Source organism: Mumia flava (genome assembly GCF_002797495.1).
GTDB classification, from domain to species: Bacteria; Actinomycetota; Actinomycetes; order Propionibacteriales; family Nocardioidaceae; genus Mumia; species Mumia flava.
Genome location: NZ_PGEZ01000001.1, coordinates 220,264 through 244,651 on the forward strand (window position 1 = coordinate 220,264; position 24,388 = coordinate 244,651).

Annotated in this window: 19 protein-coding genes; 1 reads left to right on the plus strand and 18 read right to left on the minus strand. The window is 71.2% G+C overall.

Annotated features, from left to right (window positions below):
* Positions 1–29 precede the first annotated feature (29 nt).
* The 8 genes from CLV56_RS01045 to CLV56_RS21300 all read right to left on the minus strand — a co-directional run bounded on the left by CLV56_RS01045 (position 30) and on the right by CLV56_RS21300 (position 11,225).
* Positions 30–1,199 (minus strand): baeRF2 domain-containing protein, encoded by a 1,170-nt coding sequence (locus tag CLV56_RS01045; RefSeq protein WP_157805031.1) that lies wholly within the window; start codon positions 1,197–1,199, stop codon positions 30–32.
* A gap of 142 nt (positions 1,200–1,341) precedes the next feature.
* Entirely contained in the window at positions 1,342–1,956 is a 615-nt protein-coding gene (locus CLV56_RS01050) for a hypothetical protein (protein ID WP_157805032.1), read from the minus strand.
* 53 nt (positions 1,957–2,009) lie between these two features.
* Complete coding sequence (dnaE, locus tag CLV56_RS01055; protein WP_039340196.1) at positions 2,010–5,546, minus strand: DNA polymerase III subunit alpha; 3,537 nt, start codon at positions 5,544–5,546, stop codon at positions 2,010–2,012.
* A 103-nt stretch (positions 5,547–5,649) separates the two neighbouring features.
* Entirely contained in the window at positions 5,650–6,471 is an 822-nt protein-coding gene (locus CLV56_RS01060; RefSeq protein WP_100414248.1) for an IclR family transcriptional regulator, read from the minus strand.
* A 109-nt stretch (positions 6,472–6,580) separates the two neighbouring features.
* On the minus strand, positions 6,581–8,494 hold the full coding sequence (locus tag CLV56_RS01065) for a hypothetical protein (RefSeq protein ID WP_211287952.1): 1,914 nt from the start codon (positions 8,492–8,494) through the stop codon (positions 6,581–6,583).
* A 234-nt stretch (positions 8,495–8,728) separates the two neighbouring features.
* A complete protein-coding gene (locus tag CLV56_RS01070) occupies positions 8,729–9,679 on the minus strand; it encodes an RluA family pseudouridine synthase (protein WP_100414249.1) in 951 nt (316 codons plus the stop codon).
* On the minus strand, positions 9,676–10,314 hold the full coding sequence (gene lspA, locus CLV56_RS01075) for a signal peptidase II (RefSeq protein ID WP_100414250.1): 639 nt from the start codon (positions 10,312–10,314) through the stop codon (positions 9,676–9,678). Before lspA ends, CLV56_RS01070 begins: the two co-directional genes overlap by 4 nt.
* A complete protein-coding gene (locus CLV56_RS21300; protein ID WP_100414251.1) occupies positions 10,287–11,225 on the minus strand; it encodes a TraR/DksA family transcriptional regulator in 939 nt (312 codons plus the stop codon). Before CLV56_RS21300 ends, lspA begins: the two co-directional genes overlap by 28 nt.
* A 440-nt stretch (positions 11,226–11,665) precedes the next feature.
* On the opposite strand from CLV56_RS21300, the gene ileS reads away from it, so the two are divergent.
* Entirely contained in the window at positions 11,666–14,809 is a 3,144-nt protein-coding gene (gene ileS / locus CLV56_RS01085; RefSeq protein WP_039340194.1) for an isoleucine--tRNA ligase, read from the plus strand.
* Between the two features lie 407 nt (positions 14,810–15,216).
* Here the strand turns inward: ileS and CLV56_RS01090 are convergent, their stop codons facing one another.
* The 10 genes from CLV56_RS01090 to ftsW form a co-directional block, all read right to left on the minus strand.
* Positions 15,217–15,981, minus strand: coding sequence for a DivIVA domain-containing protein (locus CLV56_RS01090; RefSeq protein ID WP_039340193.1), 765 nt, complete (start codon positions 15,979–15,981; stop codon positions 15,217–15,219).
* A 123-nt stretch (positions 15,982–16,104) separates the two neighbouring features.
* Positions 16,105–16,398 carry a YggT family protein gene (locus CLV56_RS01095; RefSeq protein WP_039340192.1) on the minus strand — a complete coding sequence of 98 codons (294 nt, stop codon included), beginning with the start codon at positions 16,396–16,398 and terminating at the stop codon, positions 16,105–16,107.
* Between the two features lies 1 nt (position 16,399).
* Positions 16,400–16,882: a cell division protein SepF gene (locus CLV56_RS01100; RefSeq protein ID WP_039340190.1), complete on the minus strand. Its 483-nt coding sequence runs from the start codon at positions 16,880–16,882 to the stop codon at positions 16,400–16,402.
* A 53-nt stretch (positions 16,883–16,935) separates the two neighbouring features.
* Positions 16,936–17,652, minus strand: coding sequence for a YggS family pyridoxal phosphate-dependent enzyme (locus CLV56_RS01105; RefSeq protein WP_039340189.1), 717 nt, complete (start codon positions 17,650–17,652; stop codon positions 16,936–16,938).
* A complete protein-coding gene (locus tag CLV56_RS01110; protein WP_039340188.1) occupies positions 17,649–18,383 on the minus strand; it encodes a purine nucleoside phosphorylase YfiH/LACC1 family protein in 735 nt (244 codons plus the stop codon). The genes CLV56_RS01105 and CLV56_RS01110 overlap by 4 nt, the downstream gene beginning before the upstream one ends.
* On the minus strand, positions 18,383–19,660 hold the full coding sequence (gene ftsZ / locus CLV56_RS01115) for a cell division protein FtsZ (protein ID WP_039340283.1): 1,278 nt from the start codon (positions 19,658–19,660) through the stop codon (positions 18,383–18,385). The genes CLV56_RS01110 and ftsZ overlap by 1 nt, the downstream gene beginning before the upstream one ends.
* A 172-nt stretch (positions 19,661–19,832) precedes the next feature.
* Positions 19,833–20,552 carry a cell division protein FtsQ/DivIB gene (locus CLV56_RS01120; RefSeq protein WP_100414252.1) on the minus strand — a complete coding sequence of 240 codons (720 nt, stop codon included), beginning with the start codon at positions 20,550–20,552 and terminating at the stop codon, positions 19,833–19,835.
* Complete coding sequence (murC, locus tag CLV56_RS01125; RefSeq protein WP_039340185.1) at positions 20,549–21,970, minus strand: UDP-N-acetylmuramate--L-alanine ligase; 1,422 nt, start codon at positions 21,968–21,970, stop codon at positions 20,549–20,551. The genes CLV56_RS01120 and murC overlap by 4 nt, the downstream gene beginning before the upstream one ends.
* Entirely contained in the window at positions 21,967–23,058 is a 1,092-nt protein-coding gene (gene murG / locus CLV56_RS01130; protein ID WP_039340184.1) for an undecaprenyldiphospho-muramoylpentapeptide beta-N-acetylglucosaminyltransferase, read from the minus strand. The genes murC and murG overlap by 4 nt, the downstream gene beginning before the upstream one ends.
* On the minus strand, positions 23,055–24,362 hold the full coding sequence (gene ftsW / locus CLV56_RS01135) for a putative lipid II flippase FtsW (RefSeq protein ID WP_100414253.1): 1,308 nt from the start codon (positions 24,360–24,362) through the stop codon (positions 23,055–23,057). Before ftsW ends, murG begins: the two co-directional genes overlap by 4 nt.
* Between the last annotated feature and the right edge of the window lie 26 nt (positions 24,363–24,388).

A 24,388-nucleotide genomic window follows, 5' to 3' on the forward strand; every position in this document is an offset into this window, starting at 1 on the left:
GCGGGCTCGGGCCGGGTCAGCCGGCACGCTCAGCCGGGCTGAGCCTCGGTCAGACCCGACGGCTTCGCCGGGTCCCAGCGGAGCACGGCGCCGACCCCGTCGAGCAGCGCCTCGGCGCCGTCGTAGGCGATCGTGATGCCGGCGTCCTGCGCCGCGGCGGCCGTACCGAGCGCGAGGTCGGCGCGGCGCGCGTGCGCGTCGCCCGACGACAGCTGTCGGATCTCGTCACGGTGCATCGACAGCTCCAGGGGCTTCTCCCCCATCCACAGCTTGATCTCGGCGAGCGTGCTCACGGGACCGATCGCCTCGTCGGACACCACGAGCTCCTCGACCTGCGCCTTGCGCAGCGCATCGACCACCCGTGCGAGGCCGGTCACCGCCAGCCCGTTGCGGCCGACCTCGGCGGAGAAACGATCGAGCACCAGGCCTCTCCGCCGCTCGCGGAAGGCCTCGAGGACCTCGTCGACCCGCGCCTCGAACGTGCCGTTGACGTCGTTGTTGCGCGCCCCGCCCGGAACCTGCTCGGCCACCTCGCGGGCAGCCGCGCCCAGCGCACCCTGGACCAGGGCGACCGCACGGACGTCGCCGGTCAGCACCAGCAGGTCGGGGCGACGCTCGAGGACGATCCGGTCGAGATCGGCCGCGACCGTCTCGGCGTTGCGCTCCCACGAGTCCTCGACCCGGCTCTCGATCCGCTTGTGCGACAGCCCGCCACCGCGGATCTTGTTCAGGACGTCGTGCGCACCGTCCACGCTCTCACGGTGGGGAGACCCGCCCACGGCGCCGGAGGTCGAGTCGTACAGCACCAGGTCCGCGCCGGTCCGGTCGATCTCGGCGAGGAGATACCGGACGGTGTCGTCGGCCTCGCGAGCGAGGGCGAACACGTCGGGGCCCATCGTCAGCACGGCCTCGTCCTTGCGCGGCGGGGCCAGAAGCAGCCGGTCCATGAGGACCTCGTCCTCGGATGCCACCACCAGGCGGCCGTGCGGCCCGCCGGCCCGCGTCGGGCGCAGCACCTGTTCCTCCAGGACACCGGAGAACGCGGCCCCCGGCCCCTGGTCGTCGAGCGACCGCCGCAGCTCCGACCATCGCATCGCGACGGCCCGGTCACCGCTCTCGGTGTCCCGACTGGCGTCCATCACCACGGTTGCGAGCATTCGATCCGTCGGAAGCTGCTCGGTGAGCCACTGAAAGTGCACGCTCCGCCCCTCTCTCCACGGTTGCAGACCACGGCCGCGGCCGGTCGAGGTTCACGGGCACGAGCGCCCCCGCGTCCTCGTCACTCCGGCGCTGCCCATGGTCCAGCGTGCCTCAGCCTCGGCCCGGATGCCACCGGCGGCGTCAGCGCGGGAGCGGCGGGTCGGTCTCCGTGGGAGCACCGCTCCCCTGCGGCGCACGACCGGGCCCCTGGGCCTCGGCCGACGCGGCCGGATCGACCGGCTCGTCGCGGGGCAGCAGGAAGGTCCAGACCACCATCGCGACCGCGAGTGCCGCCACCGGCCAGACCAGCAGCACGCCCCAGGCATCGACGGCGAGCCGGTCGGCGACGGTGTCGCCGACCGCCGCCGACGTCGCCGCTGCCTCCGGGTCACCCGGGCCCAGCGCGATCCCGGTCAGGGCCGAGACGGCCGCACCCACGGTGCCCGCGACCGCGAGCCACACCACGGTGGCGGCCCCCGCGCGGGGCCCGGTCCGCAGGCACACCACCGACGCGGTCAGCGCAGACGCCACGACAGCGACCGCCGCGTACGTGACGACGACGCCGAAGCGCGCCGAGGCCGCCTCCTCGCCCGCCTGGAGACCGGTGGGGCCGTCGTCGCCGCCGACGACGGTGAACTGGACCGGGTCGGCCAGCCAGGCCCACAGCACGCCCGCGAGAATCCCCGCGAGGACGTAGGCCAGCAACACGGCGGCGACACGTCGTCCTGCGCGTGAGTCGTCCGGTCGGTCGGCCATCGCACCATCATCGCGCGCGTCACCCGGCGCGAACACCGCGCCCCCGACCGACGTCACGACGCGAGGCAGCCCGGCCCCAGGAGCGCCTTGAGATCGGCGATCAGCGAGGACGACGGGCTCACCCGCAGGCGGGCGTCCAACCGCATCACCTTGGTGCTGCGGTTGCCGACCAGCCGCAGGTGCACCTCGGTCGCACCGGGATGGCTCGCCAGCACGTCACGCAGCTGCTCGACGACACCGGCGGTGCAGCGCGACGTCGGCACCGAGATCACGACCGGCCCCTCCGTCCCGACGGACAGGTCGGCGGCGCTCACCTCGGTCGCACTGATCTCAGGGGTGTCCTCCTTGCGGCGCAACCGGCCCTTCACGACGACCACGGCGTCCTCGACCAGCAGATGGCCCGACAACGTGTAGACCGACGGGAAGAGCATCACGTTGATCGCACCCTCGAGGTCCTCGACGGTCACGATCGCCCACGGATCACCCTTCTTCGTCAGCTTGCGCTGGATCCCCGTGACCAGCCCGGCCACGGTCACGTTGCTGTTGTCCGGGCGCTCCTCGTCGGCGATCACCTCGCCGATCGTGCAGTCGCTGACCGCACGCAGCACGTGCTCGAGTCCGAACAACGGGTGGTCGGAGACGTACAGACCGAGCATCTCGCGCTCGTGCGCCAGCAGCGTCGTCTTGTCCCACTCCTCGACGTCGGGCACCGCGACGCTCGCGCCGGCGAAGCCCGCAGCCTGGTCGTCGAGACCCGCGAACAGCGAGTCCTGACCGATCGCTGCGTTGCGCTTGATGTCGACGTACTGGTCGACGGCGTCCTCGTGGACCGTCACCAGCGCGCGCCGGAAGTGCTTCAGCGAGTCGAAGGCGCCGGCCTTGATCAGGGACTCGATCACCCGCTTGTTGCAGACGACCGGCGGCACCTTCTCCATGAAGTCGGAGAAGTCGGCGTAGGCGCCCTCGGCCTCGCGGGCGGCCGTGATGGCATCGACGACGTTGTGGCCGACGTTGCGGATCGCCGACAGGCCGAACCGGATGTCGTTGTCGACCGCGGTGAAGTTGGCCTCCGAGTCGTTGACGTCGGGCGGGAGCACCTTGATGCCCATCCGGCGGCACTCGTTCAGGTAGATCGCGGACTTGTCCTTGTCGCCGCGGACGCTGGTCAGGAGGGCCGCCATGTACTCGGCCGGGTAGTGCGCCTTGAGGTAGGCCGTCCAGTAGGACACCACGCCGTACGCCGCCGAGTGCGCCTTGTTGAACGCGTAGTCGGAGAACGGCAGCAGGATGTCCCACAGCGTCTTCACGGCCGCGGGCGAGTAGCCGTTCGCCTTCATCCCGGCTTCGAAGTTCTCGTACTCGGCGTCGAGAACCTCCTTCTTCTTCTTGCCCATCGCGCGCCGGAGCAGGTCGGCTTGGCCGAGGGAGTAGCCGGCGAGCTTCTGCGCGATCGCCATGACCTGCTCCTGATAGATGATCAGGCCGTAGCTGGTCGACAGGATCTCCTCGAGCGGCTCGGCCAGCTCGGGGTGGATCGGCGTGATCTCCTGGCGGCCGATCTTGCGCAGGGCGTAGTTCGTGTGGGAGTCCGCGCCCATCGGGCCCGGGCGGTACAGGGCGATCAGCGCCGAGATGTCCTCGAAGTTGTCGGGCTTCATCAGGCGCAGCAGCGCCCGCATCGGCCCGCCGTCGAGCTGGAACACCCCGAGTGAGTCGCCGCGCGACAGCAAGGCGTACGCGTCCGGGTCGTCCAGACCCAGGTCCTCCAGGACGACCTGCTCGCCGCGGTTGTTCGCGATGTTCTCGAGCGCGTCGTCGAGCACGGTGAGGTTGCGAAGCCCCAGGAAGTCCATCTTGACCAGCCCGAGCGTCTCGCACGTCGGGTAGTCGAACTGGGTGATGATCGCGCCGTCCTGCTCGCGCTTCATCACCGGGACGATGTCGAGCAGCGGCTCGCTCGACATGATGATCCCGGCCGCGTGCACCCCCCACTGCCGCTTCAGGCCCTCCAGGCCCTCGGCGGTGTCGACGACCTTCTTCGCGTCCGGGTCGGAGTCGTACAGCGCACGGAACTCGCCGCCCTCGCTGTAGCGGTTGTGGGTCTCGTCGAAGATCTGCTTGAGCGGGACGTCCTTGCCCATCACCGCCGGCGGCATCGCCTTGGTGATCCGCTCCCCCATGGAGAACGGGTATCCCAGCACGCGGGAGGCGTCCTTGACGGCCTGCTTGGCCTTGATCGTGCCGTAGGTGACGATCATCGCCACCCGGTCGTCGCCGTACTTCTCGGTGACGTAGCGGATCACCTCACCGCGCCGGCGCTCGTCGAAGTCGACGTCGAAGTCCGGCATCGACTTGCGCTCGGGGTTGAGGAACCGCTCGAAGATCAGGCCGTGCGGGATCGGGTCCAGGTCGGTGATCCGCATCGCGTACGCGCACATCGAGCCTGCACCGGACCCGCGCCCCGGGCCGACCCGGATGCCCTGCTCCTTGGCCCAGTTGATGAAGTCGGCGACGACCAGGAAGTAGCCCGGGTAGCCCTTGCCGATGATGACCTCGGTCTCGTACTCGGCCTGCTTGCGGGCGTAGTCCGGGACCCCCTCGGGGTAGCGGGCCTGGAGTCCGCGCTCGACCTCCTTGATGAACCAGGAGGTCTCGCTCTCGCCCTCGGGCACCGGGTACCGGGGCATGAAGCGGCCCTCGCCCTCGGTGAACTCGACGTTGCACCGCTCGGCGATCAGCAGCGTGCTGTCGCACGCCTCCCGCAGGCCCGCCTGGTCCTCCCAGATCGCCCGCATCTCCTGCGGCGACTTGATGTAGTAGCCGTCCCCGTCGAACTTGAAGCGCGTCGGGTCCTGCAGCGTCTTGCCCGACTGGACGCACAGCAGCGCGCCGTGCGCGGTCGCGTCCTCAGGGTGGGTGTAGTGCGAGTCGTTGGTCGCGACGAGCCTCAGATCGAGGTCCTTGGCGAGGCGGAGCAGGCCGTCGCGGACGCGATTCTCGATCGACAGGCCGTGGTCCATCAGCTCGACGAAGAAGTTGTCCTTGCCGAAGATGTCGCGGAACTCCGCGGCCGACGCACGCGCCTTGTCGTAGTCGCCGATCCGTAGCCAGGTCTGCACCTCGCCGGACGGGCAGCCCGTGGTCGCGATCAGGCCCTCGGCGTACTCGGCCAGCAGCTCGCGGTCCGCACGAGGCTTGTAGAAGAACCCCTCCAGCGACGAGCGCGACGACAGCCGGAAGAGGTTGTGCATCCCCGTGGTCGACTCGGCCAGCAGCGTCATGTGGGTGAACGCGCCGCCGCCGGAGACGTCGTCGTCGCCCCCCTTGTTCCACTGGACGCGCTTGCGCTCGCCGCGGTGGGTGTCGGGCGTGAGGTACGCCTCCATCCCGATGATCGGCTTCACCCCGGCGGCCCGTGCCTTGCTGTAGAAGTCGTACGCGCCGAAGACGTTGCCGTGGTCGGTCATGGCGATCGCGTCCATGCCGAGGTCGGCCGTCCGGGCGAACATGTCCGACAGCCGCGCTGCACCGTCGAGCATCGAGTACTCCGTGTGGACGTGCAGGTGCACGAACGAGTCTCGGCTCGACATCAGGCAGGGGCCTCCTCAAGACGATGCGGACCGGGGAAGGACTCATACTCTAGTCGCGCCCACCGACGGGATTCGGGCGGCACGCGGAGCCGCTCGGGAAAGGTCATCGAGACGCCTCGGTCGGCGCCCCCGGAACCGGTGCGGGAACCCGACCGCGGTAGCCCAGGGCCTCCTCGATGGCCCGGGCAGCGTCACGGACCAGCGGTGCGATCTCGGCCCGCCGCGACGCCGTCATGCGCGCCGCCGGACCCGAGACGCTGATCGCGGCGACCGGGCGCGAGCGCCTGTCGACGACGGCCGCTCCCACACAGCAGACCCCGAGCTCGTTCTCCTCCGCATCCATCGACACGCCCGACGCCCGGATGCGCGCCAGCTCGGCGAGCAGCTCGTCTCGTCCCGTCAGGGTGTGCGCGGTGACGGCAGGGCGGGGCGAGGCCAGGACGGCGTCGAGATCCTCCGGCGGTAGCCGGGACAGCACGGCCTTGCCCATCGACGTGCAGTACAGGGCGATCTGGTGCCCGATGCCTGAGACGAGGCGGACGGAGTGCGAGCTCTCGACCTTGTCGATGTAGGTGATCTGTCCGCCGGTCGGCACGCCGAGGTGCACGGTCTCACCGGTCTCCGCTCCCAGGGTCGCCAGGATGGGCTTGGCGACCGACCGGAGGATGTCGCCGTCGAGCAGCTCGGTCGCGAGGGCGAGCAGACGGGCCCCGAGGTGCAGACGGCCACCGTCGTCGCGGCAGAGGACACCCAGCTGCAGCAGCGTCGTCACGTAGCGGTGGGTCGTGCTTCTCGCCTTGCTGGCTCCACCGGAGAGCGCGGCGAGCGTGATGCCCTCGGACCCGGCCGCGGCGACCTGGTCGAGGATCTCGAACGCGTGCACGACGCTGGTGGAGACGCCGCGGCCGCTCGGTTCGTTCCCCATATTGCGCTTCAGTGTAGGGGGATCGAGTGCCCCGGGAAGCCCCGAGCGCCCGCCCGGTCGGATCCGGACGGGCGCCCGCGGGGGGAACTCCGGGCGACGGGGTCGCAGCTCAGTTCTTCTTCGGCACCATCAGCTTGATCGAATCGATCGTGGCACTCCCTTCACCTGCGTCGGTGTACGGGTCGCCGATGACGGGGAAGTCCGGGTACGCCGAGTCGGACGGCCACTGGTGCTCCCACTCCTGCTGCGCGAACACTCCGTTCTGGACCAGCGAGCGGTCGTAGCGGCCGTCGTACTGGTCGGGGGTGTTGTTGTAGTGCCAGATCGGTGTGGCACCGCCGATGAACGGCGAGTAGAACCGCAGGGTGCGGTACCCGCCGCGCAGGAAGTCACCGGTGACCTCGAGCGTGTAGCCGGTGTCGCTGCGCTCGACCGCGAAGACGTAGTCGGAGTTCGGCATCAGCTCGGGCTGCATCTCCGCCGCGGCGTACGGGGAGATCGGGACCGGCAGCCCGCGCGTGCACGTCGTGGAGAACCATTGCGAGTTGCCGGTGATGCCGCCGGTGCCGGGCGTGAAGTTGGGCAGGCCGTTGAACCACATGTCGATCACGTTGTACGTGCTGTCCCGGTAGGCGTACGACGAGTTGTCGCTCGGGTCGCACACCCGGCCGCCGCTCCCGCTCCCGATCCGGTCCGGGTGCTGGGCGAAGGAGTCCATGAGGATCTTGCGGCGGTAGTGCCAGAAGTGCAGGTTGGCCGGCTTCGGGTCGGCGAAGTCGACGATCCCGAGCAGGTGGAAGGCGTTGTAGCCGAACGGGCCGTCGACCACGCTCTGCCAGCTGCAGGGGTCCGGGTCGGTGGGGTCGTTGTCCCAGCCCGGCGTGCCGATTCCCTCGGCGTACGGGAACTGGGTCTTGCACTGCTCGTCCTCCGGCGTGTACCCGTTCTCCTTGCCGTCGTACAGGATGCTGCCGTTGCGCTGGCCGCCGAAGTCGAGCGTCTTCAGGTGGTACTCGAGCCGGTACTCCGGCGGCAGCTTCTCGCTGGTGGTGACGAACGCACCGCCGTAGGAGTCCGGCGAGTCGATCCGGAGCGCCTTCTCGCTCGTGGGGAGCCTCGTGGTCGAGATCCGCGGCGGGTTCTGCGGCGCGCCCGAGCCGTCCCAGTCGCGCGCGGACAGCGTCGCGGTCAGCCAGTCGTCCTTGCCGAACCTCACCTCCTTGCGGTAGGTCGTGAAGGTCTTGAGGACGTCGTCCTCCCAGGTCGGCCCGTAGTCGTTCTTCCACCAGTCGCCGGCGTCGTCCATGATCGTGTCGAACGGCTCGTCGTAGTCGTAGCGGACCCACGGCGCGCTGTCGGTGTCGACCGCCCGGCTCTGCGCCTGGAAGTTCTCCGAGTGGAGCACCTTCCACTTCGTCGACGGCGCCGCCTCGCCCGCCGCGCACGGCAGCGTCACACCGTCGTCGTCCTCGATGATCGTCAGCGAGATGCTGTGGATGGCCACGCCGGCCGAACCGGCCGCCAGCCGGAAGTCGGTCCCGCCGTTCTCCCGGTTGGCGAAGCGCCCGTCGACGACGTTGAAGGCTGCGGTCTGCCACTCCTGGGTGTCGGCACGGACCACGGTTCCCGCCGACGCGTACGCACCGGCCTGCGAGTCGTACTGCAGGCTCAGCCCGTCCTTCCCCTCGTCGTAGTACTCCGCGCGGATGCAGGCGACGTACGGGCTGTCGTACGCGATCGCGTCGTCGATGTCCACGTACAGGTACTTGGCGCCGGTCCCGACCGTACGGCGCGCGCTCTGCCCGCCGATCACGACCGGTGTCGTCTGCCCGTCCCCTTGCTCGACCTGGGTGAGCCCGGCCGGCTCGTTCGTCTCGCCCAGGACGATCGATGCGTCCGGCTCGTCCACGGCGGCTGCGGTCGACGTGCTCGCGACCCCGGGCGGGGCGGCGAACGCGCCGACGCACAGGGCGGCCGCGGCTGCGGAGGCCGCAAGAGTCGCGCTCTTGTGCCCAGTCCTCATGGCGTGCTCCTTCGTGCAGGTCGGTTCGGAGTGTCGACCCGAGAGCGTTCGACATATCCGAACAGATGTCGAATATTTCGAGACGCAGAGACCGTAGAGCCACGATGTGACGGAGTCAACACAGGACGCGCACGAAAACGTGAGGGTTGGACGGGGGCATGACGGCATCGCGACAGGTCGGTCCGTCGCTCAGCCCTCGCCGCCGCCCGTGCCCCGAACGGGCCGTCCGGGACGTCAGTCGGCGCCGCGGATGACCTCGAGCGCGTGCTCGAGATCCTGCGGGTACGGGCTGGAGAACTCCATCCAGTCGCGCGTCCGCGGATGCTCGAGACCCAGCCGTACGGCGTGGAGCCACTGCCGGTCCAGCCGCACACGACGCGCGAGCGTCGGGTCCGAGCCGTACAGCGGGTCACCGACGCACGGATGCTTGAGCGCAGCCATGTGGACACGGATCTGGTGCGTCCGACCGGTCTCCAGCTTGATCGTCAGCAGGCTGGCGAAGCGGTGCGCCTCGAGCGTCTCGTAGTGCGTCAGGCTGGCACGGCCGTCGGCCATCACCGCGAACTTCCAGTCGTGCTTGGGATGCCGGCCGATCGGGGCGTCGATCGTGCCCTCGAGCGGGTCCGGGTGGCCCTGGACGAGCGCGTGGTACGTCTTGTCGACCGTGCGGTCGCGGAACGCCTGCTTGAGCACGGTGTAGGCGTGCTCTGACTTCGCCACGACCATCAGGCCGCTCGTCCCGACGTCGAGCCGTTGCACGATGCCCTGCCGCTCGGGGGCACCGGACGTGCTGATCCGGAACCCCGCGCCGGCGAGATGGCCGACGACGGTCGGGCCCGTCCAGCCCACGCTCGGGTGGGCGGCGACGCCCGCCGGCTTGTCGACGACCACGATCTCCTCGTCGTCGTGCACGATCCGCACACCCTCGACGACCTCGGGGACCACCGCGGTGTGGTCGCGCTCCCGCGGGATGGTGACCTCGAGGAACGCCCCGGGCTCGACGCGATCGGACTTGCCGGCGGCGTGATGGTCCACCTGGACGTGGCCGGCAGCGACGAGCTCGGCCACCCGGGTGCGAGACAGCCCCAGCAGACGAGCGAGCGCGGCGTCCAGCCGCTGCCCGGCGAGCCCGTCGGGCACGAAGTACACGCGGTGCTCGGCGCCCGAGAGATCGGGGCCGGTCATCGCTGGTCGGGCTCGTCGGGCTCGTCGACCTCCCCGCGAGCACCCGACGGGTCGGGGTCCGACGACGGCTCCGCCTCGTGCCGTCCGGCTCGCGTACCGTCCAGCCCGACACCGCGGACGGTCTGGATCACGATGATGACGGCCGCCAGGTTGATCATCACGTCGGCGATGTTGAACACCGGCCAGCTCGGCGGCCAGTCCGGGAACTGGAGGAAGTCCACGACGTGGCCCCGCAACGGCGCCGGGTCCCGGAAGATCCGGTCGGTCAGGTTGCCCAGCGCCCCGGCGAGCAGCAGACCGAGCCCGACCGCCCAGCCCGGGTCCCGCAGGCGCGGCGCCATCCGGATGACGACGACGCAGACCGTGGCGGCGATGAGCGTGAGCACGATCGTGAAACCCGTGGCCATCCCGAACGCCGCCCCGGGATTGCGGACGAACGTGAGGTGCAGGACGTGGGGGATCACGACGACGGAGTCGGCGCCCTCGAGCCGGGCGACCGCGATGATCTTGGTGATGACGTCGGTGAGGTACCCGATCACCGCGACCGCCACGAAGAGGCCGAGCCGCCGTCGGCGGCTCGGCGTGGTGGGGTCGTCGTTCGACGGGGTCAGCGACGTTCCTCGCGTTGCTTGCATGTCATGCACAGTGTCGCACGCGGGAACGCCATCAGCCGCATCTTCCCGATCGGCTGCCCGCAGCTCTCGCAGATGCCGTACGTCCCGGCGTCGATCCGCTTGATCGCCTTCTCGACCTGGACGAGGAGCTCCCGGTGGTTCGCGGCGAGGGACATCTCGGCGTCACGCTCCAGGGAGTTCGAGCCGACGTCCGCCTGATCGTTGCCCGCTCCGTCCACTCCCCCGCTCAGCAGATCGGCGAGACCGCGCTCGGCGATGCCGATCTCGTCGTACAGCCGCGAGCGCTCGCTCGTCAGCACGTCCAGCACCTCGGCGAGCTCCGCCTGGGTCCACGGTGACTCGTCCGCCTTGACGGCGAGCGCCGCGGCCTTGGCGGAGGTCTTCTTCGCGGCAGTCTTCTTCACGGGCGCTCTCTTCGCGGTCGTCTTCTTCGCTGGTGCCTTCGTGGCGGTCTTCTTCGCTGGTGCCTTCGTGGCGGTCTTCTTCGCCGCGGTCTTCTTCGCGGCCGTCTTCTTCGCCGCTGTTTTCTTCGCCGCGGTCTTCTTCGCGGCCGTCTTCTTCGCCGCGGTCTTCTTCGCGGCCGTCTTCTTCGCCGCGGTCTTCTTCGCTGCGGTCTTCTTCGCGGCCGTCTTCTTCGCGGCCGTTTTCTTCGCCGCGGTCTTCTTCGCGGCCGTCTTCTTCGCGGCCGTCTTCTTCGCGGCCGTCTTCTTCGCCGCGGTTTTCTTCGCCGCGGTCTTCTTCGCCGCGGTTTTCTTCGCCGCGGTTTTCTTCGCCGCGGTCTTCTTCGCGGCCGTCTTCTTCGCGGCCGTCTTCTTCGCGGCCGTCTTCTTCGCCGCGGTCTTCTTCGCCGCGGTCTTCTTCGACGGACCCGCGCGCGTCGCGGCCTTCGTGGTCGTTGCTGCGCCTGCCATTGCTCGGCCCCCTCGGTCGTGCACACGACTCGCACACCGCCGAGCGCCGGGTGCGTTCGCGATGTGCAACAGTGCCGGAAGAGTAGGCCCGCCCGGGGTCGCAGACAAGCCGAGATGCACGTGTCGCCCGGGGCAGCCGCTCCGATCGCCCCTTCACCGGCTGCACTACACTCGGAGAAGCCGCAGGTGACGACGGGGACAGGGACGTCGCGATCCGCGCGCCAGAAGCGACCCGGGGACGGTGGGAGCCCGGGGGCACGCCGCGTCGTTCATCACCCCTGAGCCGCCGGAGGAACGACCCTCGGGTCCAGTAGAACCGTGCAGCGGCGAGCAAGAGAGGGTGTGCCCGACGGCACGCCAAGAAGGGTGGTACCGCGGGGCCCGACGCCTCGTCCCTTCGTCAGCAAGCACCAACCAGGTCTTTCTGTCGGAGGAGTCACGTGACCGCCGCCTACCGCCCCGTCCCAGCCCACGTCGACCTGCCCGCGCTCGAGCGTGAGGTGATCGAGCTGTGGCAGCGCGACGACACGTTCGCCCGCTCGCTGGCACAGCGTGACGGCGCACCCCGCTGGACGTTCTACGAGGGCCCGCCGACGGCCAACGGCACGCCGGGCGTGCACCACGTCGAGGCGCGCGTCTTCAAGGACGTCTTCCCACGCTTCCGGACCATGCAGGGCTACCAGGTCGACCGGAAGGCCGGCTGGGACTGTCACGGGCTGCCGGTCGAGATCGCGGTCGAGAAGGAGCTCGGGTTCAACGGCAAGCCTGACATCGAGGCCTTCGGGATCGCGGAGTTCAACGCGCGGTGCCGTGAGGCGGTGCTCCGCAACGTCGATCTCTTCGAGGAGATGACGGACCGGATGGGCTACTGGGTCGACATGTCCGACCCGTACCGCACGATGGACACCCCGTACGTCGAGAGCGTCTGGTGGGCGCTGAAGCAGATCTACGACAAGGGTCTGCTGAACGAGGACCACCGCGTCGCCCCGTACTGCCCGCGCTGCGGCACCGGCCTGTCCGACCACGAGGTCGCCCAGGGCTACGAGACCGTGGTCGACCCGTCGGTCTTCGTCCGCTTCCCGCTGACCTCCGGGCCGCTCGCGGGCCGGGCCGCCCTGCTGGTGTGGACGACCACACCGTGGACGCTGGTCTCGAACGCGCTCGTCGCCGCGCGCGCCGACGTCTCGTACGTCGCCGCGACCAACGGCGAGGAGACCTTGGTCGTCGCGGAACCGCTGCTGGAGCAGGCACTCGGCGAGGGCTGGGACATCACCGACCGCTTGACCGGATCCGAGCTGGAGGGGTGGCGCTACGAACGACCGTTCGATCTCGTGGCCTGGCCGGACGACAACGCGCACTACGTCGTCACCGAGGACTACGTGACGACCGAGGACGGCTCCGGCCTCGTCCACCAGGCCCCGGCCTTCGGTGCGGACGACTTCGCGTCCGGGCGACGCCACGGGATCGCGATGGTCAACCCCGTCGACGGCACCGGGCACTTCGCGGCCGACCTCGACCTGATCGGCGGTGCGTTCTTCAAGAAGGCCGATGCGGCCCTCGTCGAGGACCTCACGGCACGAGGCCTCCTCTACAAGCACGTCCCGTACGAGCACGCCTACCCGCACTGCTGGCGCTGCCACACCCCGCTGATGTACTACGCCTCCCCTGCCTGGTACGTCCGCACGACGGCCGCCAAGGACGCGCTGCTGCGGGAGAACGAGGACACGAACTGGTTCCCCGAGACCATCCAGTGGGGCCGCTACGGCGACTGGCTGCGCAACAACGTCGACTGGGCGCTGTCCCGGAACCGCTTCTGGGGCACGCCCCTGCCGATCTGGCGCAACGACGCCGACCCCACCCGTACGGTCTGCGTCGCGTCGCTCGCCGAGCTGTCCGAGCTCACCGGCCGGGACCTGTCCGAGCTCGACCCGCACCGCCCGTACATCGACGACGTCACCTTCACGATCGACGGCGAGGAGGGGACGTACCGCCGGGTGCCGGAGGTGATCGACGCCTGGTTCGACTCGGGCTCCATGCCGTTCGCGCAGTGGGGCTACCCGCACGTCGAAGGGTCGGCCGAGAGGTTCGACCGCGCCTTCCCCGCGCAGTACATCTGCGAGGCGATCGACCAGACCCGCGGCTGGTTCTACTCGCTGATGGCGGTCTCGACGCTGGTCTTCGACCGCAACTCCTACGAGAACGTCGTCTGCCTCGGCCACATCCTCGCCGAGGACGGTCGCAAGATGTCCAAGCACCTCGGCAACATCCTGCTGCCCGTCCCGCTGATGGACACCCACGGCGCGGACGCGGTCCGCTGGTTCATGGCCGCGTCCGGCTCACCGTGGCAGGCACGACGTGTGGGTCACACCGCCCTCCAGGAGATCGTCCGCAAGGTCCTGCTGACGTACTGGAACACCGTCGCCTTCCACGTCCTGTACGCGCGCAGCGCCGGCTGGTCTCCCGCCGACGGCGCTCCGCAGGTCGCCGACCGGCCGGTGCTCGACCGCTGGCTCGCCTCGCAGACGCAACGACTCGTCGCCGACGTGACCGCCAGCCTGGAGCGCTTCGACACCCAGCGTGCCGGCACCGCGATCTCGACCTTCGTCGACGACCTGTCCAACTGGTACGTCCGGCGGTCCCGCCGCCGGTTCTGGGACGGGGACCCCGCCGCGCTCGCCACCCTGCACGACACCCTCGACGTCCTCACCCGGCTGATGGCGCCGCTGACACCGTTCGTCACCGAGCAGGTCTGGCAGGACGTCGTACGCCCGGCCGATCCTGCGGCCGCCGACTCCGTGCACCTGGCCGACTGGCCGGTCGCCGATCCCGCGCTCGAGGTCGCGGGCCTCGACGATCAGGTGGCGCTCGCCCGCCGGATCACCGAGCTCGGACGGGCGGCGCGCGCCGAGGCGAAGGTCCGCACCCGCCAGCCCTTGCGCCGTGCGCTGGTGCCGTCCCGTGCCTGGTCCGGACTCGGCGACGAGCTCCGTACGGAGGTGTGCGACGAGCTCAACGTCACCGCGCTCGAGTCCCTCGCCGACGTCGGGGGCGATCTGGTCGAGCACAGCGCGAAGGGCAACTTCCGTACGCTCGGCAAGCGGTTCGGCAAGCAGACCCCGGCTGTCGCTGCCGCGATCGCCGAGGCGGACGCCGCAGCGCTGGCCGGTGCACTCGCCGCGGGCGAGACGTTCACCGTCGACGTGGCCGGTGAGAAGGTCGCGGTGGGGGCGGACGAGGTGATCGTCTCCGAGCGCCCCCGTGAAGGCTGGGCCGTCGTGAACGACCAGGGTGAGACCGTCGCGCTCGACCTCGAGCTCGACGACGAGCTGCGTCGCGCCGGTGTCGCGCGGGAGGTCGTGCGCCTCCTCCAGGACACGCGCAAGAACGCCGGTCTCGAGGTCACCGACCGGATCCGTGTCACCTGGAGTGCCGACGGTCAGGTCGGCGACGCCGTACGCGCCCATGCCGACGCGATCGCCGGCGAGGTGCTGGCGCTGGAGTTCGCCGAGTCCGCGGCCCCCGACGGTGCAACCGTCGCCGCGGACGACGACCTCGGTCTCACCGTCTCCGTCGTCCGCGCCTGAGTCCCGCCGCCCCGGCCGCGCCAGCGCACGGCCGGGGCCCGGAGACTCCGTAGCCAACTGGGGAGACCCCCACCGGCCGCGCCACCGCACGGCCGGGGCCCGGAGACTCCGTAGCCAACTGGGGAGACCCCCACCTGGCTCGGAGAACCATCCGCGCCCGGTGCGGGACTGCCCAGCCAACTGGGGAGACCCCCACCGGCCGCGCCACCGAACGGCCGGGGCCCGGAGACTCCGTAGCCAACTGGGGAGACCCCCACCTGGCTCGGAGAACCATCCGCGCCCAGTGCGGCACTGCCCAGTTGGCTACGGAGACCGTCAGGCCGGGAGCGGCGGGCCGGGATGCGGGTGAACACGCGAAAGGGCCCGCCGAGCTGGTGCTCGGCGGGCCCTCGCGTGTGTCCTGAGGATCAGCGACCGTCGTCGTCGCCGAACAGCGACTTCAGGCGGCGCGGCGCGTGCTCCGGCGGTGCGCTGTGCACGGCGGCCGGGGCCGGCGCGGACTGCTGCGTCGGCAGGGCCGCGGCCACCGACTGCTCGCCCTCGAGGTGGGAGAGCTGGGCCTGGAAGTAGCTCTTGAGGCGGCTGCGGTACTCGCGCTCGAAGGTGCGGAGGTGCTCGATCTCGCGGTTGAGGTCGTCGCGCTCCTTCTCGATGTTGCCGAACGCCTGCTGGCGGCGCTCCGCGGTCTCCTGGTCGAGCTTCTGCGCGCGCATCCGAGCCTCGGACTCCATCCGCTCGGCCTTGCCGCGCGCTTCGTTCTCGACGCGGTCGGCCTTGGTCCGGGCCTCACCGAGGATGCGGTCGGCCTCGTTCTTGGCGTTCTCGACGAGCTCGTCCGCGTTGTTGGTCGCGATCTCGAGCAGGCGAGCCGCAGCGCTCGACGCGTCGCCGACGGAGGTCGGCGCGGGCACCGGGGCCGGCGTGGGCGCCGGAGGCGGCGCCACCGGCATCGGGGCCGGCGCAGGCGGCTGGAAGGTGTCGAAGGACGACGTCGACGGACCGGACGACGCAGCGGCAAGCTTGGAGCGCAGATCCTCGTTCTCCAGCGTCAGGCGCTCGAGCTCGGCCTCGACCTCGTCGAGGAACTGGTCGACCTCCCCCATGTCGTAGCCCTCACGGAGCCGGACGGGGGTGAATCGCTTGTTCCGCACGTCCTCTGGCGTCAACGGCATGGTTTCACCTCGGAGTCATGATTCTCGGACACTTGCTGACAACCGTACTCGGTCACAGGGAGGCGCCGACCGGCGCCCCGAGACCACCATAGGCGAGAGGTGGTCGTGGGTAGAAGATCCCCGTCATCTGAAGAAGATGTTCAGGTTGACGATCTGCAGGAGGTACAGGCCGATCAGGAGCACCATCGGCGACAGGTCCAGCGCCATCCCCCCGAACCGTACGGGCGGGATCACGCGACGGACCGCCCGCAGGGGCGGGTCGGTCACCGAGTAGATGGCCTCGCAGAGCACCAGCACGAAGCCCTTGGGCTGCCAGGAGCGAGCCAGGAGCTGGACCCAGTCGAGGATGAAGCGGGCCAGCAGCAGAAGGATGCAAGCCCACAGGACGAAGTTGATGATCTCACCGACAGCTCGCATATCAGCTCTGGTTGAAGAACCCGCCCTGGACGAGCCGCTGACGGTCCTCGGCCGTGACCGTGACGTTCGGCGGCGACAGCAGGAAGACCTTGTTCGTGACCCGCTCGATGGTGCCGTGGACCGCGAAGATCAACCCGGCTGCGAAGTCCACGAGCCGCTTGGCGTCGTCGTCGTCCATCTCCGTGAGGTTCATGATCACGGGGATCCCCTCGCGGAACTGCTCGCCGATCGTGCGGGCCTCGTTGTACGTCCGCGGGTGCAGCGTCACGATCCGCGAGAACTCGGCGACCGGAGCCGGCACCGGCGTCGGTCGCCGGCGCTCGTCGAGGCGCGCGACCGTGCGCACCTCGGACTCGCGGGGCGCCGGGCGCGCCGAACGGCGCGACGAGTCCTGCTCGGCGTAGTCGTCGTCGTAGTCGTCGAACTCGTCGACCTGCTCGACGAGGCCGAGGTACTCACCCATCTTGCGCATCGCGCCAGCCATCGCCTGACCTCCCTGGAACTGCTGCGAATCCCCTGCTCGCTGTCGTTGCGACCCTACCCGAGCGCAGGGCGCTCACCGAGCACCGAACGCCCGATCCGCACGTGTGTCGCGCCGTGCGCCACGGCCTGCTCGAGATCACCGCTCATCCCGGCGGAGATCGCGACCGCGCCGGGGTGCTCCGCACGAACCTCGGCGGCCACCTCGGACAGCCGGGCGAACGCGTCGTCCGGGTCCGCGTCCAGCGGAGCGACGGTCATCACACCGGCGAGGCGCAGGTGCTCGGCGGATGCGATCGCGTCGGCGACGGACCGTACGTCCGCCGGTGCCGCACCCGCCCGACCGGCGGGCTCGTCGTCGCGTCCCTCGAGGTTCACCTGCACGTACGCGTCGATCCGCCGACCCGCCGCGGCCGCGCCGGACTCCAGCGCCGTGACGAGGCGGAGCCGGTCCACGGAGTGCACGGCGTCGGCGTAGCGGGTGACGGCGTTGGCCTTGTTGGTCTGGAGTCCGCCGACGAAGTGCCAGCGCAGTCGCGCCCCCGCCTCGGCGGCCTCGTCTCGTTTGCGCCCGGCCTCGGGATGGCGGTTCTCGCCGACATCGGTGACCCCGAGCTCGGCGAGCAGGGCGACGTCGGAGGCCGGGTACGTCTTGGTCACGACCACGAGCGTGAGCTCCGCCGGGTCGCGCCCGGCCGCCTCGGCGGCGGCGGTGATGCGGCCGCGCACCCGCTCGAGGTTGGCTGCCAGCTCGCTCCTGCGCTCGTCGCTCACGGTCGCAACCGTACGATCCCGCCGAGCCGGCCGGACCGTACGCCCTGGCGCCGGTAGGAGAAGTAGTCCTCGTGCTCGATCGTGCAGGCGGGGTGGTGGTCGGCGAGATCGTGCACCAGCACCCCGTCGCGGCGCAGCTGTGCCCCGACGCCGGCCGCGAGATCGAGCGCGGGGGTCCCCCACGACGTCTCCGACCACGTCGCGGGCTCGAGGTCCGCGACCTCGTCGCGCATGCCCTCGGGCACCTCGTAGCAGCGCCCGCAGGCACGCGGACCGATCCACGCCTCCGGTGCCCGGGCACCGAGCTCCCGCATCGCTGCCACCGCGGCGCCGCAGACGTCGAGCTCGACGCCACGGCGCCCGGCGTGCACCGCCGCGACCACGCCCGCCTCGTCGTCGGCGATCAGCACCGGGACGCAGTCGGCGACCCGGACCAGCAGAGCCACGTCCGGCCGGTCGGTGACCAGGGCGTCGGCGTCCGGCGGCGCATCCACGTCCTCGGCTCCGACGACCGCGACGTGGGCGCTGTGGTGCTGGCGCATCAGCACGAGCCGGGGACGGTCGGTGTCGAGAGCGGCGGCCAGGACGGCGAGGTTGCGCTCGACGACCTCGCCGTCGTCGCCGTTGCTGGAGCCGAGGTTGAGGCTCGCCCACGGTCCGCTGCTCGCGCCGCCGTGGCGGTCGGTGAAGGCGAGGTCGGCCCGCTGCGTCCGATGGTGGAAGGCGAGCACTACTTGAGGAAGTCGGGGATGTCGAGGTCGTCGTCGAACGCGTCGGGCTGCCGCTTGGCGGTCGAGCCGTCCCTGCGCCGGACCACCTCGGTCTCGCCGTCCGGGCGCTCCTCGCGCGGGCGGTCGGGCTCGGTCCGCGAGCTCGCGGCCGTCGTGCGCTCCGACGGCGCGGGGCCGCCCGTGCTGCCGTTCGTCTTCGCGGCGGCGCCCACCGGCTGCGGGTCGCGCTCGCGCTCGACCGACGGCGAGGACGGCGTCTCGCGCTGAGTCGGGCGGGCCGGAGCGGCGTCACGGCGCAGCGCGGGCCGCGACGCGTCGCGTCGCTTGGGCATACCGCCGTCGAACCCGGCGGCGATCACGGTGACCCGCACCTCGTCGCCCAGTGCGTCGTCGATCACGGCGCCGAAGATGATGTTGGCTTCGGCGTGCGCGGCCTCGCTCACCAGCGCGGCCGCCTCGTTGATCTCGAACAGCCCGAGGTCCGAGCCGCCGGCGATCGACAGCAGCACGCCGTGCGCCCCGTCGATCGACGCCTCGAGCAGCGGACTCGAGACCGCCATCTCCGCGGCGGCCACCGCGCGGTCGTCCCCGCGCGCCGAGCCGATCCCCATCAGTGCGGAACCGGCGTCGGACATCACGGACTTCACGTCGGCGAAGTCGAGGTTGATCAGTCCCGGGGTGGTGATCAGGTCGGTGATGCCGGAGACGCCTTGCAGCAGCACCTGGTCGGCCTGCTTGAACGCGTCGATCATCGTGACCCCGCGGTCGCTGATCGACAGCAGCCGGTCGTTCGGGATCACGATCAGCGTGTCGACCTCCTCGCGCAGCGACTCGATCCCGTCGTCGGCCTGGTTGGCGCGGCGGCGGCCCTCGAAGGAGAACGGACGCGTGACCACGCCGATCGTCAGGGCACCGAGCGAGCGGGCGATCCGGGCGACGACGGGCGCGCCGCCCGTGCCGGTCCCGCCGCCCTCGCCGGCCGTGACGAAGACCATGTCGGCCCCCTTGAGGACCTCCTCGATGTCGTCGGCGTGGTCCTCGGCCGCCTGGCGGCCGGTGCCGGGGTTGGCGCCCGCGCCGAGTCCGCGGGTCAGCTCACGCCCGATGTCGAGCTTGACGTCGGCGTCGCTCATCAGGAGGGCCTGCGCGTCGGTGTTGATCGCGATGAACTCGACGCCCTTGAGACCGGCCTCGATCATCCGGTTGACGGCGTTCACGCCGCCGCCGCCGATGCCGACCACCTTGATCACGGCCAGGTAGTTCTGCGCTGCCACGATGGTGCCCCTCACGTGCTTGGGTGTGCTTCGAGTTCTGCGGGAAACCGCTCTCCCCGGCGAGCCGACGAACCTTAACCCTCTACTTGAGGGTTATAGTTATGTCAACCCCTGCCATGGGAAGAAACTACGTGGCCGGGCACGCCGATCCGCGACGACACGCCGCCACGGCGTGTCACGGGACGATCGTGGGCCGCCCCGGCGTGCTCACGTCGTAGCGGGCGGCCTTCTGCGCGAGCAGGACGCCCAGCACCTCGGCCTTGAGCTCGGGCTGGTCCGCGCTCCCCCACTCGACGACCGCCCCGTCGCGCAAGGACAGCGTGATGCCGTCACGGCTGCGGACCTGGACCTCGCTCACCCGGCGTGCCACCGACTCCTCCATCGCCGAGATCGCTGCGGCGACCTCGCTCAGCGCGGCGTCACGGTCGCGCACGCGATCCGCCACCTCGACCGCCGGCAGCCGCCCGGGAACCCGCCCCGCCGGGGGATAGACGACGCCGTCGTCGGCCAGCAGCAGCGTCTCGCCCGCGATCGTCACCTCGGCGACCGGGGTCCGTTCGACGACGGTGACCACGACCGTTCCGGGCAGCCGCCGCCGTACCTCGACGGAGGCCACCTGCGGCACCGTGGCCACCCGCTCCCGGATCGCGTCGGTGTCGAGCCGGACCAGCGGCGTGCCGGTCACGACCTCCGCGGCGTCCACGACGACCTGGGCGTCCACGGTGCGGTTTCCGTCGACCTCGACGTCGTCGACCCCGAGGACCGACGTGCCGGCGACCACCCAGACGGCCACGGCGACGAGACCGAGGCCGAGCAGGGCGAGCAGCCACGGCCGCGCCCGCACGAGCCGCGCCCGCCATCGCCGGGCGGCGAACCGGTCCGTGGTGGTCGTCACGGCTGCGGGTGCTCCTCGAGCGTGTGCAGCAGACGCGGACCGACCGAGGTGATGTCGCCGGCGCCCAGCAGCAGGACGAGGTCGCCGGGCCGCGCGAGCGCCGCCAGCTGGCGGTCGAGCTCGTCGAGCGGGACGCCCGCGTGCACCGCCTCCGGGGGCAGCGTCACGGCCGAGCGTACGAGCGCGCCCGTCACCGCGGGATCGGGCTCCTCACGCGCGAGGTAGACGTCGGTCACCACCACCTCGTCGGCTGCCGACAGCGCGGCACCCATGGCTGCGGCGAAGATCCGCGTCCGGCTCACCAGGTGCGGCTGGAACGCGACCACGACCCGGCCGTCGCCGGCCAGCCCGCGGGCCGCCTCGAGGTCGCCGGCGATCTCCGTCGGGTGGTGGGCGTACGAGTCGTAGACGCGGATCCCCCCGACCTCGCCGAGACGCTCCATCCGCCGGCTCGCCCCGCCGTACGACGCCAGTCCGGTGGCGGCGTCGGCGAAGCTCGCACCGGCCTCCAGGGCCGCCGCGAGCGCAGCGAGCGCGTCCAGCACGTAGTGGCGCCCGGGCACCTGCAGCCGGACCCGGCCGAGGTCGGACTCCCCGCGCAGCACACGGAACGTCGTCCCCCCGTCCTCGACCCGCAGGTCCACCGCCCTCAGGTCGGCGCCGTCGGCCGTGCCGACGCGGATCACCCTCAGGCCCCGCTGCCGCGCGGGCGACCCGAGCGCGTCGGCGCCGGGGTCGTCGGCGCACAGCACGACGAACCCGTCCGGGTCGATCCGGTCGACGAACCGGACGAACGCGTCGCGGTAGGCCCCCTCGGTCTCCCAGATGTCCAGGTGGTCGGCCTCGACGTTCGTCACCACCGCGCCGTAGGGGCGGTAGACGAGGAACGCGCCGTCGCTCTCGTCCGCCTCGGCGACGAACCACCGGTCCGTGCCGGCGTGCGCGTTCGTGCCGAGCGCCGCGACGGTGGCACCGATCGCGTACGAGGGGTCGAGGCCGGCGGCCAGCAGCGCCACCGTGAGCATCGAGGTCGTGGTCGTCTTGCCGTGCGTGCCTGCCACCGCGAGCACCGAGCGGCCCGCCATCACCGACTGGAGCCCGGCCGAGCGCGGGTACAGCCTCAGGCCGCGCCGCTGCGCCTCGACGACCTCGGGATTGTCCTCGCGGACGGCGGTCGAGACCACCAGCGTGTCGGCATCGCCGAGGTTGTGTGCTGCATGGCCGACGAAGACCGACGCGCCCTCGTTGCGCAGCGCGGTCAGCGTCGCCGAGTCCCGCCCGTCGCTGCCCTGCACGGCGATCCCCCGCTGCGCCATGATCCGCGCGATCGCCGACAGGCCGGCACCGCCGATCCCCACGAAGTGCACACGGCCGAGATCCTCCGCGGCCTCGATCCGCTCCGGGACGTCGAGCCTCACCGTGCGACCGCCTCGAGCACGGCCGACGCCAGGACCGCGTCGGCGTCGCGCGGCATCAGCCCGGCGGCCGCCCGCGACATCGCCCGCAGCCCGTCGCGGTCGCGCAGCAGACCGACGACGTGGTCGGCCATCCAGGTCGCGGTGGCCGACTCGTCCTCGAGCAGGATGCCGCCCCCGGCCGTCACGACCGGGTGCGCGTTGAGCGCCTGCTCGCCGTTGCCGATCGGCAGCGGCACGAAGATCGCGGGCAGCCCGACCGCCGCCACCTCCGAGACCGTCCCGGCACCCGCGCGGCACACGATGAGGTCGGCGGCGGCGTAGGCCAGGTCGATCCGCTCGATGTACGGCACCGTGACGTAGGGCGGCTCGCCGTCGGCGCGCTCGACCGTGGCCTCCTCGACCCGGCCGGCGGCGTGGAGCACCTGCACCCCCGCCTCGGCGAACGCGTCGGCGGCCCCGGAGACCGCCTGGTTGATCCGCCGCGCGCCCTGCGAGCCGCCGGTGACGAGCAGCGTCGGACGGTCCGGGTCGAGACCGAAGTGCGCCCGCGCCTCGGTCCGGGTCGCATCGCGGTCGAGCCCGGCGATCGAGGTGCGCATGGGCAGACCGATGTAGCGACCGTGGGCGATCGGCGTGTCGGGGAAGCTGGTGAACACCCGCTCGGTGAAGCGGGCGCCGAGCTTGTTCGCGATCCCCGGGAGGGCGTTCTGCTCGTGGACGACGATCGGGACGTGGCGCTTGCGCGCCACCAGGTACGCGGGAACCGACACGTACCCGCCGAAGCCCACGACGACGTCGGGGCGGACGCGGTCGAAGACCTCGCCCGTCGCACGGACCGTGCCGGCGAGCCGCCCGGGCACCTTGAGGAGGTCCGCGCTGACGCGGCGCGGGAGCGGCACCGCGGGGACCTGCTCGAGCGGGTAGCCCGCCTGCGGCACCAGCGTGACCTCGAGCCCTTTCGGGGTGCCCAGGGCCGTGACCTCGACGTCGCCCTCGGCGCGGCGCAGCGCCGCCGCCGTCGCGAGCAGGGGCGAGACGTGACCGGCGGTTCCTCCGCCGGCGAGCAGGACGCGTCGCGTCACCGTCATCCTTCCTCTCCGGCGGGCACCCCACCGGTCCGTGGTCTGGGATCGGCGACCCGCCGTACGGCCGGTCGCCGGGTCGCCGCACCCGTCGGGGGTGCGACGGCGTCGTGGGAACGGCGCCGCTGACGCCGCTCGCGCTGGGCTCGCAGCGCCGCCGCCGCTCCCGGCTCGGTGCGCGCGAAGTTCGCGAGCAGCGCGAGCGCGACGACCGTCGGTGCGAGCGCAGACCCACCGTAGGAGATCAGTGGGAGCGGGATGCCGATGACCGGGGCGACACCGATCACCATCCCGACGTTGATCAGGGTCTGGACCAGGATCCACACGGTGATCCCGGCGGCCGCGAACCGGGCGAACGGGTCGCCGGCGCGGCGCGCGATCCGGAACCCGGCGTAGGCCAGCAGGCCGTAGAGCACGAGGACGCCGAGCGCGCCGATCAGGCCGAGCTCCTCCCCGATCACGGCGAAGACGAAGTCGGTGTGCGCCTCGGGCAGGGCGCCCCACTTCTGCCGGCTCCCGCCCAGCCCGACGCCCCACAGGCCGCCGGTCGCCAACCCCATCAGTCCGTGCGCCGCCTGGTAGCCGGCCCCGGTGGGGTCCGCGAACGGGTCGGTGAACGAGGTCAGCCGACTGATCCGCTCCTCGTCGGCGCGGACGAACGCCAGCGCGACCGCGGCGAGCAGCAGGAAGGCCACCAGGAAGTGCCGCCCGGGCAGCCCGGCCGCGAACAGCATGCCGAGGATGATCGCGAACAGCACCACGGCCGTGCCGAGGTCGCGCTGCAGGACGACCACCATCGCCACGCCGAAGGTGACCGGCATCATCGGGATCCACACGTGCTTGGGCCGGTCGAGCAGCCGGAGCTTGCGGGCGAAGAGGTCCGCGCTCCAGACCACGACCGCGAGCTTCGCGATCTCCGACGGCTGGATGAGGAACGGCGCCCCGACGTCGATCCAGTTGCGGTTGCCGTTCACGTCCGACCCGAGCGGGGTGAACGTCGCGGCCAGCAGGGCCAGCGCCACGAGCAACAGCGGGTACGCGAACGCGCGGATCACCCGGATCGGGAGGCGCCACACCACGACCGACGCGAGCAGCGCGACCACCAGGAAGATCGCCTGCCGGCTCGCGATGGTGTACGGGCTGCCGTGCAGGTCGTACGACGTGACCGAGCTCGAGCTCAGCACCATCACCATCCCGAAGCCCACCAGCAGGGCCGAGACGGCGAGCACCAGGTAGTACGACGTCAGGGGGTGCGTCCCGAGGCGGGGCACGGAGTCGGACGGGCGCGTACGGTCTGCGGCTCGAGCCACCTCGCGCCTCCCGCCCTGGTCGATTC

Excerpts from the sequence above, each read along its gene's own strand:
- CLV56_RS01050 (WP_157805032.1), bottom strand. The coding sequence starts at position 1,956 with ATGGCCGACCGACCGGACGACTCACGCGCAGGACGACGTGTCGCCGCC.
- dnaE (WP_039340196.1), bottom strand. The coding sequence starts at position 5,546 with ATGTCGAGCCGAGACTCGTTCGTGCACCTGCACGTCCACACGGAGTAC.
- CLV56_RS01060 (WP_100414248.1), bottom strand. The coding sequence starts at position 6,471 with ATGGGGAACGAACCGAGCGGCCGCGGCGTCTCCACCAGCGTCGTGCAC.
- CLV56_RS01065 (WP_211287952.1), bottom strand. The coding sequence starts at position 8,494 with ATGAGGACTGGGCACAAGAGCGCGACTCTTGCGGCCTCCGCAGCCGCG.
- CLV56_RS01070 (WP_100414249.1), bottom strand. The coding sequence starts at position 9,679 with ATGACCGGCCCCGATCTCTCGGGCGCCGAGCACCGCGTGTACTTCGTG.
- lspA (WP_100414250.1), bottom strand. The coding sequence starts at position 10,314 with ATGCAAGCAACGCGAGGAACGTCGCTGACCCCGTCGAACGACGACCCC.
- CLV56_RS21300 (WP_100414251.1), bottom strand. The coding sequence starts at position 11,225 with ATGGCAGGCGCAGCAACGACCACGAAGGCCGCGACGCGCGCGGGTCCG.
- CLV56_RS01090 (WP_039340193.1), bottom strand. The coding sequence starts at position 15,981 with ATGCCGTTGACGCCAGAGGACGTGCGGAACAAGCGATTCACCCCCGTC.
- CLV56_RS01095 (WP_039340192.1), bottom strand. The coding sequence starts at position 16,398 with ATGCGAGCTGTCGGTGAGATCATCAACTTCGTCCTGTGGGCTTGCATC.
- CLV56_RS01100 (WP_039340190.1), bottom strand. The coding sequence starts at position 16,882 with ATGGCTGGCGCGATGCGCAAGATGGGTGAGTACCTCGGCCTCGTCGAG.
- murG (WP_039340184.1), bottom strand. The coding sequence starts at position 23,058 with ATGACGGTGACGCGACGCGTCCTGCTCGCCGGCGGAGGAACCGCCGGT.